At 66.8% G+C, this 13,856-nt stretch carries 11 protein-coding genes; all 11 read left to right on the forward strand.

What is annotated here, in order from left to right:
- The first annotated feature begins 11 nt into the window (after window positions 1–11).
- The 11 genes from murF (at window position 12) to ftsZ (ending at window position 13,621) form a co-directional block, all read left to right on the forward strand.
- Window positions 12–1,403 (forward strand): UDP-N-acetylmuramoyl-tripeptide--D-alanyl-D-alanine ligase, encoded by a 1,392-nt coding sequence (gene murF, locus E5673_RS07290; RefSeq protein ID WP_136189466.1) that lies wholly within the window; start codon window positions 12–14, stop codon window positions 1,401–1,403.
- Complete coding sequence (gene mraY, locus E5673_RS07295) at window positions 1,404–2,474, forward strand: phospho-N-acetylmuramoyl-pentapeptide-transferase (RefSeq protein WP_056051331.1); 1,071 nt, start codon at window positions 1,404–1,406, stop codon at window positions 2,472–2,474.
- Window positions 2,471–3,847, forward strand: coding sequence for a UDP-N-acetylmuramoyl-L-alanine--D-glutamate ligase (murD, locus tag E5673_RS07300; RefSeq protein WP_136189467.1), 1,377 nt, complete (start codon window positions 2,471–2,473; stop codon window positions 3,845–3,847). The genes mraY and murD overlap by 4 nt, the downstream gene beginning before the upstream one ends.
- 71 nt (window positions 3,848–3,918) lie before the next feature.
- Window positions 3,919–5,100, forward strand: a complete 1,182-nt coding sequence (locus tag E5673_RS07305; RefSeq protein WP_136191396.1) for a putative peptidoglycan glycosyltransferase FtsW — start codon at window positions 3,919–3,921, stop codon at window positions 5,098–5,100.
- Entirely contained in the window at window positions 5,097–6,239 is a 1,143-nt protein-coding gene (gene murG, locus E5673_RS07310; protein ID WP_136189468.1) for an undecaprenyldiphospho-muramoylpentapeptide beta-N-acetylglucosaminyltransferase, read from the forward strand. The genes E5673_RS07305 and murG overlap by 4 nt, the downstream gene beginning before the upstream one ends.
- Window positions 6,236–7,654 (forward strand): UDP-N-acetylmuramate--L-alanine ligase, encoded by a 1,419-nt coding sequence (gene murC, locus E5673_RS07315; RefSeq protein WP_136189469.1) that lies wholly within the window; start codon window positions 6,236–6,238, stop codon window positions 7,652–7,654. Before murG ends, murC begins: the two co-directional genes overlap by 4 nt.
- A gap of 83 nt (window positions 7,655–7,737) precedes the next feature.
- Window positions 7,738–8,745, forward strand: a complete 1,008-nt coding sequence (gene murB, locus E5673_RS07320; protein ID WP_136189470.1) for a UDP-N-acetylmuramate dehydrogenase — start codon at window positions 7,738–7,740, stop codon at window positions 8,743–8,745.
- Entirely contained in the window at window positions 8,742–9,695 is a 954-nt protein-coding gene (locus tag E5673_RS07325) for a D-alanine--D-alanine ligase (RefSeq protein ID WP_136189471.1), read from the forward strand. The genes murB and E5673_RS07325 overlap by 4 nt, the downstream gene beginning before the upstream one ends.
- A complete protein-coding gene (locus E5673_RS07330) occupies window positions 9,692–10,666 on the forward strand; it encodes a cell division protein FtsQ/DivIB (RefSeq protein WP_136189472.1) in 975 nt (324 codons plus the stop codon). Before E5673_RS07325 ends, E5673_RS07330 begins: the two co-directional genes overlap by 4 nt.
- Before the next feature lies 1 nt (window position 10,667).
- On the forward strand, window positions 10,668–11,930 hold the full coding sequence (ftsA, locus tag E5673_RS07335) for a cell division protein FtsA (RefSeq protein WP_056051322.1): 1,263 nt from the start codon (window positions 10,668–10,670) through the stop codon (window positions 11,928–11,930).
- A 113-nt stretch (window positions 11,931–12,043) separates the two neighbouring features.
- Entirely contained in the window at window positions 12,044–13,621 is a 1,578-nt protein-coding gene (gene ftsZ, locus E5673_RS07340; protein ID WP_136189473.1) for a cell division protein FtsZ, read from the forward strand.
- Window positions 13,622–13,856 lie beyond the last annotated feature (235 nt).

Consider the following 13,856-nt stretch of genomic DNA (forward strand, 5'->3'; position numbering starts at 1 on the left):
GGAGGGGAGCAGTGAGCTTGTGGACTTCCGCGGAGATCGCTGTCGCTACCGGTGGTGTGGCGTCTGGTGACTTCGCCGTCACTGGCGTTGCGTTCGACTCGCGTGAAGTCGGCCCCGGTGACCTGTTCGTCGCGATGAAGGGCGAGGCTAGCGATGGGCACCTCTTCCTCGACCAGGCCTTCGCACAAGGTGCGGCAGGGGCGATCGTGTCCGAGCCTTGCGACCACCCGCACGTCCTCGTTGGGGACAGTTTCATCGCGTTGCAGGCGCTTGGGCGGGCGAGCCGGGCTCGGAGCGGAGCGAAGATCATCGGCGTCACCGGCTCCGTCGGCAAGACCAGCGCCAAGGAAGCGCTGTTCGCCTGCCTCGACCGCGCCGCACCCGGCGACGTGCACCGCTCGGTCAAAAGCTACAACAACCACACCGGCGTCCCGCTCAGCCTCGCCCGCATGCCGCGCGACGCGAAGTTCGGTGTGTTCGAGATGGGGATGAACCACGCCGGTGAGCTTGCCGAGCTGACCCAACTCGTGCGGCCGCACATCGCGATGATCACCGCGATCGCGCCTGCGCATACCGCGTTCTTCCCCGACGAAAGCGCGATCGCCGATGCCAAGGGGGAGATCTTCGCGGGCCTCGAACCGGACGGAACGGCGATCGTCCCCTACGACAGCCCTCACCGTGAGCGGCTGCTCGGCCATACCGCTCCGCATGCGGCGCACATCGTGACGTTCGGCAGCGAAAAGGGTGCCGATGTCCGCGCGATCGAGGCGATGCGGCTGCCGACCGGTGGGACGTTCGTCACCGCGCGGATGGGGCAGGGGGCGGAGCACGAACTGAGCTTCACGATCGCGCAGCCCGGCGCGCACTGGGTGTCCAATGCGCTTGGCGTGCTGGCCTGCGTGCAGGCGGCCGGCAGTGATCTGGGACTCGCCGGCCTCGCGCTGGCCGAACTCGGTGGCCTGCAAGGTCGCGGTGCACGGTCGCTGGTGACCGTCGGCGAAGGCCAGGCGCTGGTGATCGACGAGAGCTACAACGCCAACCCCGCCTCGATGCGCGCGACGCTAAGCGTCCTCGGCCACGAACCCGGCCGCCACGTCGCGGTACTCGGTGAAATGCGCGAACTGGGCGAGGTCTCCAACGACTATCACGCTGGACTCGCTGAGCCGATCCTCGCCGCGCGCGTCGAAATGGCGCTGCTCGTCGGTGAAGCGATGGCACCGCTAGCGCAGGTGCTTGAGGGACAGATCGAAACCGTCCATGTGGGCGACGCTGCGGCCGCGCTCGCGACGTTACGGACGATCCTGGCGCCCGGCGATGTCGTGCTCGTCAAGGGATCGAACGGGGTTGGCCTCGCGCGCGTCGTAGCGGGTCTCCAGGCTGGCCTCAAAGGCGGGATTAACTGAATGTTGTACTGGCTCGCCGAGCATCTGGGGTTTCCCGGCCTGCTGAACCTCATCCGCTATCAGACGGTACGGACCGGTGGCGCGGTGGCGACCGCGCTGATCATCGGCCTGATCATCGGGCCGAAGTTCATCGGCTGGCTGCGCGTGCGGCAGGGCAAGGGCCAGCCGATCCGCGCCGACGGCCCGCAGTCGCATCTGTCGAAGCGCGGGACGCCGACGATGGGCGGGCTGATGATCCTGACCTCGATGTGCCTCGCGATCTTCCTGTGGATGGACCTGAGCAACCCGTATGTCTGGGCGTGCCTGTTCGTGACGCTCGGCTTCGGCACGATCGGGTTCCTCGACGACTATGATAAGGTGCGCAAGGCGAGCACCGCGGGGATCAGCGGGCGCACGCGGTTGCTGCTCGAATTCATCATCGCCGGCGTCGCCGCGACGATCATCATGTCGCAGAACGGGCCGCATCTGTATCTGCCGTTCACGTCGCGCATGTATCTGGATCTCGGCTGGTTCTTCCCGGTGTTCGCGGCGTTCACGATCGTGTCGTTCGGCAATGCGGTGAACCTGACCGACGGGCTCGACGGGCTGGCGACGATGCCGGTGATCATCGCCAGCGTCGCGTTCATGGTAATCGTGTACCTGGTCGGGAACGTCAAGTTCGCGGATTATCTCGGTATTCCGCATGTCCCTCGCGCGGGTGAACTGGCGATATTCTGCGGGGCGATCGTCGGCGCGGGGCTCGCGTTCCTGTGGTTCAATGCGCCACCGGCGGCGGTGTTCATGGGCGATACCGGGTCGCTGGCTTTGGGCGGCGCGCTGGGGACGATCGCGGTCGTCGCGCATCATGAGATCGTGCTGGGGATCATTGGCGGGCTGTTCGTGATCGAGGCGCTGTCGGTGATCATCCAGGTGTTCTTCTACAAGCGCACCGGCAAGCGCGTGTTCCGGATGGCGCCGATCCACCATCATTTCGAACAGCTCGGCTGGGCCGAAGCGACGGTGGTGATCCGCTTCTGGATCATTGCGCTGGTGCTGGCGCTGGTCGGTCTCTCGACGTTGAAGCTGCGGTGATTGTTGCGCAGGCCTGGCGCGGGAAACGCTATGCGGTGCTGGGACTGGCGCGGTCGGGCGCTGCGACTGTGCGGGCGTTGGTGGCTGGCGGAGCGCAGGTCGTTGCGTGGGATTCCGACGAGTCGAAGCGTGCTGTCTTTGCTACCTCTCCCCTGCGGGGAGAGGGTTGGGGTGAGGGGCAGCCTAGCAATGCTGCGCCTGGAACAGCCCCTCACCCAACCCTCTCCCCGGAGGGGAGAGGGCTTTTAGAAGTCGCGCCGCTCGATGATCTCTCGGGCTTTGACGCTTTGGTCGTATCGCCGGGGGTGCCGTTGAACACGCATCCGCTAGCCGCAACCGCGCGCGCCGCGGGCGTCCCCGTGATCGGCGATATCGAGCTCTTTGCCCAAGCCCGTGCGGACCTCCCCCCGCACAAGGTCGTCGGCATTACCGGCACCAATGGCAAGTCCACCACCACCGCACTCGTCCACCACATCCTCAAGACCGCCGGCATCCCCACGCTGATGGGCGGCAACATCGGGTTGCCGATCCTCGAGCAGGATGCGCTCCCCGAGGGCGGCGTCTACGTGCTCGAACTGTCGAGCTACCAGATCGACCTGACGCAGACGCTCGATTGCGACGTCGCGGTGTTGCTCAACATCACGCCGGATCATCTCGACCGGTATGACGGCTTCGACGGCTATGCCGCGTCCAAGGCGAGGCTGTTCGCGATGCAGTCGGCCGAGCATGACGCGGTCATCGGCATTGGCGATACGCCGTCCGCCGAGATCGCGCGCGGGCTGTCGGCGAAGGGCGAGCACCTCACCAAGATCGCCCCGGGCGTGTGCATGGATCAGAGCAACTGGCCGACGCTCCAAGGCCCGCACAACGCCCAGAACGCACTCGCCGCGATCGCCGTGGTCAAGGCGCTGGGTGTGAGTGAGGTCGATATCGACCGCGGCCTCACGAGTTTCACCGGCCTGCCGCACCGGATGGAGCAGATCGCCTCGTACGGCGGCGTTGCCTATGTCGACGACAGCAAGGCGACCAATCCCGAGAGCACTGCGCCGGCTTTGGCTGCGTTCGACCGGGTTCACTGGATCGTCGGCGGCCGCGCGAAAGGGGACGACCTTGACGCCTGCAAGCCCGCCTTCGGTCACGTCGTCCACGCCTACACGATCGGTGAGGCTGGCCCGAAGTTCGCCGAAATACTGAAGGGCTCCATGCCCGTCGAGAACGTCGGCACGCTCGACGCAGCGGTCCGTACTGCCGCCGCAAACGCCAAGCCCGGCGACACTGTTTTGTTATCCCCCGCCTGTGCTAGCTTCGACCAGTTTCGCGATTATGAAGCGCGCGGGGCCGCGTTCCGCGCTTCGGTGGAGTCGCTGGCATGACCGATATCCGCGCTGGAAGGATCGACGTTAGGGGCGATATGGGCACACCGAAGACCAGCATCGTCGCCAAGATGAAGCGGCGCGGCGGGCGGGGCGATCAGTCGCCGCTCGGCACGTGGTTCTGGGATATCGACCGGATGCTGCTGTTGCTGACGCTGTTCCTGATCGCGATCGGCCTGATCGCGGTTGCGGCGGCGTCGCCGGCCAGCGCGGTTCGCTATTCGGGCGAGCACCACAAGATCACGCCGCTCTACTATTTTTGGCGGCAGTTGATGTGGGTCGGTGTGTCGCTGCCGGTGCTGTTCGGCGTGTCGATGATGCCGGTGGCGATGGCTAGGCGGTTGGCGATCGGCGGGTGCGCGGTGTTCGTGCTGATGCTGATGGTGACGCCGTTCGTCGGGGTCGAGGCGAATGGCGCACGGCGCTGGCTCGGCGTCGGGTTCGCGCAGTTCCAGCCTTCCGAGTTCCTGAAACCCCTGTTCATCGTTACCGTCGCTTGGCTGTTGTCGCTGCGCGCGAAGGATGCCGAGCTGCCGACGGTGCTGATCACCGGCGCGATGACCGCGGGCGTCGCGGTGCTGCTGATGCTGCAACCCGATTTCGGCCAGACGATCATCTTCTGCTCGGTCTGGATGGCGCTGCTGATGATCGCGGGGACGCCGGCCAAGGTGATGCTCGGACTCGTCGCGATGGCGCCGGCGGGGCTGGTTGCCGCCTATGTCTTCTACGGCGTGGCGCGGTCGCGGATCGATGCGTTCCTGTTTCCGGGCGTCGAGGGCGAGGGTGCAGGCGACCATTTCCAGACGAATGCGGCGCATAATACGCTGACCGCGGGTGGCTGGACCGGGACGGGGCCGGGCGCGGGTGCGGCGAAGTTCGGGCTGCCCGAGGCGCATACCGACTATATCTTCTCGGTGATCGGCGAGGAATTCGGGCTGATCGCGTGTTCGGTGATCGCGGTGATTTTCCTTGCGATCGTGGTGCGTGTATTCGTCAAGCTGCTGGACGAGCAGGACGAATTCAAATTGCTCGCCTCCGCCGGCCTCGCAACGCAGTTCGGGGCGCAGGCGCTGGTCAGCATGGCGGTGAACACCGGCCTCGCGCCGTCTAAGGGTATGACGCTGCCGTTCATCAGCTATGGCGGGTCGTCGATGATCGCGTTGTCGGTCGGCATGGGGTTGCTGCTGGCGTTTACCCGGCGCAATCCGTTTCTCACGCGGAGCCCCTATGTCGTCCGCTGGAGTGGTGAATGAGTAAGCATTATGTCCTGGCCGCCGGTGGCACGGGCGGACACATGGTTCCGGCGGCGGCGCTCGCGGCCGAACTGACCAAGCGTGGCCACCGCGTCGCGCTGGTCAGCGACGCGCGGGGCGTGCGCTTTCCGGGGCTGTTCGAGGATATTCAGACGCATGTCCTGCCGGCCGGACGCTTTACCGGCGGGCCGCTGGGTTGGGCGAGAGCGACGCGGGAGATGTGGCGCGGTCGGGCGATGGCGCGCGAGCTATACCGGACGTTCAAGCCGGCTGCGGTGATCGGCTTTGGCGGATACCCTGCGTTGCCCGCGCTGCTGGCGGCGTTCGCGGACAAGATCCCGACCGCGGTGCATGAGCAGAATGCGGTGTTGGGGCGCGTGAACCGGTTCGTCGCGGGGCGCGTGGACGCGATCGCGACCTCGTCCGAGCCGACCGAGCGCCTCGCGCCGAAGCTGCTGGGGAAGGCGCATCTGGTCGGCAATCCGGTGCGGGAGGCGGTGCTGGCGCTGCGCTCGCGGCCGTATCCGCTGCTGGAGGAAGACGGCATCTTTCGCGTGCTCGTGACCGGCGGCAGCCAGGGGGCGAGCATCCTGTCTCAGGTCGTGCCCGACGGTCTGGCGATGCTCCCGGTGACGTTCCGGCGGCGGTTGCAGGTGACTCATCAGGCGCGGATCGAGGATATCGATGCGGTCCGCGCCAAATACGCCGAGCATCACATCCCTGCCGAGCTGGCGACATATCTCCCCGATATGCCCGAGCAACTGGCGTGGGCACATCTGGTGATCGCACGCGCGGGGGCGTCGACGATTTCGGAGCTGACCGCGGCTGGGCGCCCTGCGATCCTGGTACCGCTGCCGGGTGCGACCGACGACCACCAGACCGCGAACGCGCGCGAGATCACGCGGGCGGGCGGCGCGCGGACGATCGCGCAGGGAGACTTTACCGCAGTGGAACTGGCCAAGCAGATGCAGAAACTAGGGCTCGATCCGGCGGCGTTGCAGAATGCGGCGGGCCGCGCGCGGAGTTGCGGAAGGCCGAATGCGGCGAGCGATCTCGCCGATCTGGTCGAGAGCCTGGATGCGCCATTGTCGCGCATTCCGGTGGGCGCGCCCTCCAAGCCCAAGGCGCAGTTCGCATGAAGGGCGTCGCAACGGATATCGGCACGATCCACTTCGTCGGGATCGGCGGGATCGGCATGTCGGGCATCGCCGAGGTGATGAAGAACCTCGGCTACCGCGTGCAGGGGTCGGACGTGGCCGAGGGCTATGTCGTGCAGGGGTTGCGCGACAAGGGCATTCCGGTGGCGATCGGCCACGCCGCGTCGAACATCGGCGATGCCGCGGTGGTGGTCGTGTCGACCGCGATCGTGCGCTCGAACCCCGAGGTCGAGGCGGCGTTGAATGCTCGCGTGCCGGTCGTGCGGCGCGCGGAAATGCTGGCCGAACTGATGCGGTTGAAGTCCACCGTTGCGGTTGCCGGTACGCACGGGAAGACCACGACGACGTCGATGGTGGCGGCGTTGCTCGATGCGGGCGGGGTCGATCCGACGGTCATCAATGGCGGGATCATCAACTCGTACGGCTCGAACGCGCGACTGGGTGCGAGCGACTGGATGGTCGTGGAAGCGGATGAGAGCGACGGCAGCTTCCTGCGGCTCGACGGCACGATCGCGGTGGTGACCAACATCGATCCCGAGCATCTCGATCATTACGGCTCGTTCGACGCGGTGAAGGATGCGTTCGTCGAGTTCGTCGAGAACGTGCCGTTCTATGGCGCCGCGCTGCTGTGTCTCGATCACCCGGAGGTGCAGGGGATCCTGCCGCGGGTGCGTGATCGGCGGGTCGTGACGTACGGTTTCTCGGCGCAGGCGGATGTGCGCGGCGTCGAGGTCACGCCGATCCCGGGCGGCAATCGCTTCGATTGCGTGGTGCGCGAACGTGATGGCGCGACGCGGACGATTGCGGGAATCGAGATGCCGATGCCGGGGCGGCACAACGTGCAGAACGCGCTGGCGGCGATCGGCGTGGCGCTGGAACTCGGGATCGCGGATGCGACGATCCAGCAGGGGTTTGCCAAGTTCGGCGGCGTGAAGCGGCGGTTCACCAACGTCGGCGAAGTGGACGGTGTGACGATCATCGACGATTACGGGCATCACCCGGTCGAGATCCGCGCCGTCTTGGCGGCGGCTCGCGAGGGCGTGAAGGGACGCGTGATCGCGGTCGTGCAGCCGCATCGTTACTCGCGGTTGGGCAATCTGATGGAGGATTTCCAGACTGCGTTCAACGATGCGGACCGGGTGTTGGTGACGCCGGTTTACGCCGCGGGTGAGGCGCCTGTGGAGGGTGTCGACGCGGCGGCGCTGGTCGAGGGGTTGAAGCGGCGTGGGCACCGGTTTGCTGGTGTGGTTGCGGATGCGGATGCGCTGGCGGTGGAGCTTGCGGCGACTGTCGAGGCGGACGACATGGTCGTTTGCCTGGGGGCTGGCGACATTACGAAGTGGGCGGCTGGGTTGGCCGATGCGATTGCGGTCGAGCGCGCGAAGGTGCTGGCGTGAGTGGTCGCGCTTCTGCTCCCCTTCCGCTTGCGGGAGGGGTCGGGGGAGGGGCTGTGGCCTCTTCTGACGGCACGGGCGCGGCTATGCCAGTCCCTCCCCTAACCCCTCCCGCAAGCGGGAGGGGAATCAAGGTCGAGACGGGGGCTTCGCTGGCGGCTTTCATATGGTTTCGGACTGGTGGGTCGGCGGAGACCCTGGTCCGCCCCGATACGGCGAACGATCTGGCTGCGTATTTGCGGGACCTCGACTCTTCCACGCCAGTGCTTCCAGTCGGGGTCGGCTCAAACCTGATCGTGCGCGATGGCGGCGTGCCGGGGGTCGTCGTGCGGCTTCCCAAGGCTATGGCGAAGGTTTCTGTTGAGGACGGGCGCGTTCGAGCAGGCGCAGGGGCGATGGGGATTACCGTTGCCAGTGCCGCGCGGGATGCTGGGATTGCCGGGCTTGAGTTTCTGCGTGGGATACCGGGTACTGTCGGCGGAGCGGTTCGGATGAACGCGGGGGCTTATGGTCGCGATGTCAGCGATATTCTGGTCGAGGCTACCGTTGTCACGCGCGACGGTTCGGTCGAGACTTGGTCCGCTGAAAACCTCGGGTTCACCTACCGCCATTCTGACCTGCCGACTGGCGCCGTCGTGGTCGAAGCGGTATTCTCCGGCACGCCCGGCGAGCCTGCCGTGATTGGTGCGGAGATGGATCGCATTGCCGCCGAGCGCGAGGCTTCGCAGCCGCTCCGCTCGCGCACGGGTGGGTCGACGTTCAAGAATCCCGAGGGACACAAGGCGTGGGCGTTGATCGACGCGGCCGGGTGTCGGGGGCTGACTCGCGGCGATTCGCAGGTCAGCGAGAAGCATTGCAATTTCCTGCTGAACCTCGGGTCCGCGTCGAGCGCGGAGATCGAGGCGCTGGGTGAAGAGGTACGGGACAGAGTGAAGGCGCATTCGGGGGTGACGTTGGAATGGGAAATCCAGCGGGTTGGCATCGCTGCTCCCTCTCCCCTTCGGGGAGAGGGTCGGGGTGAGGGGCAGCCAAGCAGTGCTGCGTCTGGAACTGCCCCTCACCCAACCCTCTCCCCGGAGGGGACAAGGCTATGACATCGCCACTTCACATCGCGGTGCTCATGGGCGGCTGGTCGGCGGAGCGTGAGGTTTCGCTGATGTCGGGTAACGGCTGTGCGGATGCGCTGGAGTCGCTGGGGCACCGGGTTACGCGGATTGATATGGGGCGGGATGTTGCCGCCAAGCTCGCCGAGGCTCAGCCCGATCTCGTGTTCAACGCGCTGCATGGGACGCCGGGCGAGGATGGGTCGGTGCAGGGGCTGCTTGACTTGATGGGATTGCGGTACACGCATTCGGGGCTCGCTACGTCGGTGATCGCGATCGACAAGGTGCTGACCAAGCTGCTGCTCGTCCCCGCCGGCGTACCGATGCCGGGCGGGCGGATCGTCAAGTCGGCGGAGCTGTTCGAGGGCGATCCGATGGCGCGGCCGTATGTGCTGAAGCCGGTCAACGAGGGTTCCTCGGTCGGCGTGGCGATCGTTACCGACAGCGGCAATTACGGCAATCCGATCGCGCGCGACAGCGTCGGACCGTGGGGCGAGTTCGAGGAACTGCTCGCCGAGCCCTATATCCGTGGGCGTGAACTGACGACCGCGGTGCTCGGCGGCAAGGCGCTTGGGGTGACCGAGTTGAAGCCCAAGAGCGGCTGGTACGATTACGACGCGAAATACACCGATGGGATGACGGTCCACGTCTGTCCGGCCGAAATCCCCGACGAGATCACCGACGCCTGCAAGAGCCTCGCGCTCGAAGCGCATCGGTTGCTCGGCTGCAAGGGTGCGTCGCGGTCGGACTTCCGTTGGGATGACGAGCGCGGTGTCGACGGGCTGTTCCTGCTCGAGGTGAACACGCAGCCGGGGATGACGCCGCTGAGCCTCGTTCCCGAACAGGCGCGGCATATCGGCATGAGCTATGCCGAGCTGGTGCAGGCGATCGTCGACGAGGCGCTTCAGGACCATCCCCCTACTAAAAACGGGGTCCCATGAGCCGCACGATCAAGCGCGGTCCGCCGCCCAAGCGGCCCGCCCCGCGCCGGAAGGTCGCGGTCAAGAAGGTGTCGGTGATGGACCGGCTGGTCGGGATGCTCCCGGTCAGCGAGGACACGCTCCGGAAAATCGCGACGTGGTCGATCCTCGGCGCGGGCGGTGCGGTTGCCATCGCGGCGGCGACGTGGGTCGGCATTCCGGGCATGATCGGTGCGGCGGTGGCCGAGGGTGCCGGGCGCGCGGGCTTCAAGGTCGAGCAGATCGAGGTGACGGGCCTCAAGCGGATGGACCGGATGTCGGTCTATGCGGTCGCGCTGGAGGACAAGCAGAACCAGACGTCGATGTTGTCGGTCGACCTGGAGGCGGTGCGCCAGAAACTGCTGCGCTATGGCTGGATCGCGGACGCGCACGTGTCGCGGCGGCTGCCCAACACGATGCTGGTCGATATCGTCGAGCGCACGCCCGCCGCGGTGTGGCAGGACAATGGGCAGTTGACGCTGATCGACTCGTCGGGCGTGCTGCTGGAGCCGGTGCAGCCCGATGCGATCCCGAATTTGCCGCTGGTGATCGGGCCGGGCGCGGATCGGCAGGAGGCGTCGTACCAGACGCTGCTCGCCGCCGCGCCGGCGCTGAAGCCGCGCGTGAAGGCGGCGACCTGGGTCGGCAATCGACGCTGGGATCTTACCTTCGAGAGCGGCGAGACGCTGGCACTGCCGGAAGACGGTGCGCCGCGCGCGCTGGTGAAGTTCGCCGAACTGGATGGCGCGAGGCCGCTGCTGGGGCGCGGCTGGATCCGGTTCGACATGCGCGATCCGACCAAGCTGGTCGCGCGCAAACCGGGCGCGAGCCTGGCGCACAGCGTCGACGTGCCGGCACCTGCGAGCGCGGGGGCGAGCGTGCCGGCAACGGGCGATACTACGAATACTCCGTCGCAAACGGCGGGCGCGAACGTAACGGGCGGGGAGGGATGACATGGCGAAGGTGGCACCGGAAGGGCTGATCACGGCGCTCGATATCGGGTCGTCGAAGGTTTCGGCGATGATCGCGCAGAAGGGGGACGGGGGCGAGCTGATCGTGCTCGGCACCGGCCAGCGCGAGAGCCGGGGCGTCAAGCGCGGCTATATCGCCGATATGGCGACGACCGAAGCGGCGGTGCGCGAGGCGGTCGAGCAGGCCGAACGGATCGCGGGGATCAACATCGAGAATGTCTGGGTCGGGTTCTCGGCCGGCGGTCTCGTGTCCGATGTCGCCGAGGTCGAGTTCGAGCTTGGCGGCCACCGCGTCGAACAGCAGGATATCGATGCGTTGCTCGCCGCGGGGCGCAACTCGATCGATCCGCAGGGGCGCATGGTGCTGCACGCGCAGCCGGCGCTCTATACGCTCGACGGGCTGACGGGGGTGAAGACGCCGCTCGGTCTGCATGCCGATCGGCTCGGTGTGCATATCCATGTCGTGGCGGCGGACGGTTCGCCGGTGCGGAACCTCGATCTCTGCGTGCGGTCGGCGCATCTCGAAGTGAAGTCGATTATCGCCTCGCCGGTTGCGACGGGCTTGGCGTGCCTGAGCGACGAGGAGCGCGAGCTTGGCGTCGCGCTGGTCGAGATGGGGGCGGGGATCACCAACGTGTCGCTGTTCGCAGGGGGCATGCTGGTCGGGCTGACCTCGATCCCGATCGGTGCGCAGGACATTACCGACGACATCGCCAGCGCGTTCGGGACGCGGCGGCAGAATGCCGAGCGAATGAAGTGCTTCCACGGGTCGGCCAACGCCAGCCCTCGCGACAATCACGACATGATCCCGGTCATGCCGATCTCTGCGGAGGACGGCGCGGGCGAGGGTGCGCAGATCACCAAGGCGCAGCTGATTGGCGTGATCCGCCAGCGGCTCGAGCATCAGATGGGTGAAGTGCGCAACGCGCTCACCAAGCTGAAGTTCGAGGGGCCGGTCGGGCGTCAGGTCGTGCTGACCGGCGGCGGTGCCGAACTGAAGGGCATCGCCGACTATGCGCAACAGGCGCTCGGGCGGTCGGTGCGGATCGGTCGACCGCGTGGTCTGACCGCGCTGCCGGAAGCGCATGGCGGACCGGCGTTCGCGACGCTAGCGGGGTTGGCCTTCTATGCGGCGACCAACCCGATCGACCTGCGCGGGCTCGCGCCACAGCGGACGACGGTGCATCGGCCAAAGGGTATGGGCATGATGCGCAAGTTGATTCAGGCGGCACGCGCGAATTATTAAGAGTTTCGAGGGCGCTGGCGTTATTTCGGCTGGAACAGGCCGTGACGTTGGTGCACACAGATTAATCAGGGGCCCGGCCGTAGCGTATCTACCGGGTTGTGCGGAGAACGGCGATGAGCATCGAATTCCTTAGTCCCGAAGTGGACGATCTGGCCCCCCGCATCGCGGTGATCGGCGTCGGCGGCGCGGGCGGCAACGCGATCGCAAACATGATGCGGGCCGACGTCCAGGGCGTCGACTTCCTCGTGGCGAACACCGACGCGCAGGCGTTGAAGCAGTCGACCGCACCGCAGCGGATCCAGCTCGGCACCAAGATCACGCAAGGTCTCGGCGCCGGTAGCCGTCCCGAGATCGGTCGCGCGGCCGCCGAAGAGACGATCGACCAGCTCGCCAAGATGCTCGAGGGCGCGCACATGTGCTTCATCACCGCCGGCATGGGCGGCGGCACGGGGACGGGCGCAGCGCCGGTCATCGCCAAGGCGGCGCGCGACATGGGCATCCTGACCGTCGGTGTCGTGACCAAGCCGTTCGCGTTCGAGGGCAATCGTCGCGCCAAGTCGGCCGAGGGCGGCATCGACGAGCTGCAGAAGTACGTCGACACGCTGATCGTCATCCCGAACCAGAACCTGTTCCTCATCGCCAACGCGAACACGACCTTCAAGGAAGCGTTCACGATGGCGGACGAGGTGCTCCAGCAGGGCGTCCGCAGCATCACCGACCTGATGGTGATGCCGGGCCTCATCAACCTCGATTTCGCCGACGTCCGCTCGGTGATGCAGGAGATGGGTAAGGCGATGATGGGCACCGGTGAGGCAAGCGGCGACAACCGCGCGCTTGAGGCCGCGCAGAAGGCGATCTCGAACCCGTTGCTCGAAGGCGTCAGCATGCGCGGCGCGAAGGGCGTCATCATCTCGATCACCGGCGGCGACGACATGCGCCTGCTCGAAGTCGACGAAGCCGCGAATCACATCCGCGACCTGGTCGATCCCGATGCGAACATCATCTGGGGCTCGGCGTTCAACCAGGAGCTCGAGGGCAAGATCCGCGTCTCGGTCGTCGCGACCGGGATCGACGCCGATGCGCGTCCTCCGGAAGTTGCACCCGAGCCGACCCGCTCGTTCAGCTTCGGATCGCGCAAGACCGACGAGAACACCTCGTTCCGTCCGAGCGAGCCTGCCGCTTCGTCGGCCGCGCCTGCTGCTTCGTCCGCCGACGAAGAGCCGCTCGACCTGAACGCGTCGTCGGAAGTCGAGCCATCGGCGTCGAAGTCGGATGACGAGCTGGTGCTCGGTACCGAGACGATCGTGCCGCAGGCCGCGCCTGCTCCGGTAGCTCCTGCTCCGCAGCCAGCGCCCGCGCCGCGCACCTATGGCGAAGAGCCTTACGGCCGTGGTCCGATCGCGCGTCCGGCTTCGGCATCGTCGGTGCAGCCCGCTCGCGCGCCAATCGCGCCGGCTGTTCCGGTGCCGACGCCGGCTGCTGACGAAGGTGGTGCACGTCGTCGCTGGCTCGCTCCGGGTGCAGAAGCTGCCCCCGAGGCGGTTCCGGCCGCACCGCGCGTGAAGCTCGGCGGTACGCTGTTCGAGCGCATGTCGAACGCGGCACGGGGTGCTGCGAAGGAAGACGGCGAGGCGGCTCCGCAGGACCCGCTCGACATCCCCCGCTTCCTGCATCGCCAGAACAACCAGTAAGCCGGGAATAGCCGAAGCTCCTCAATACTTTGCTGGAAGTTCGTCCTCACGGCCACACGGTCGCGGCTCAAATCCCTCTCCCACCGGGAGAGGGAGAGACGCCAAAGGCGGCGAAGGGTGAGGGCACGCCAAGCAGGGCTACCGCGCTTGCGTACGCAAAACCCTGCATTCGTCGCCGCCCCAGCCCAGTTCGCCGCGCACATGCGTGCGAGACATTGCCGGTTCGGTCGGGCTG

The organism is Sphingomonas sp. PAMC26645, from assembly GCF_004795835.1.
Lineage (GTDB): Bacteria > Pseudomonadota > Alphaproteobacteria > Sphingomonadales > Sphingomonadaceae > Sphingomonas.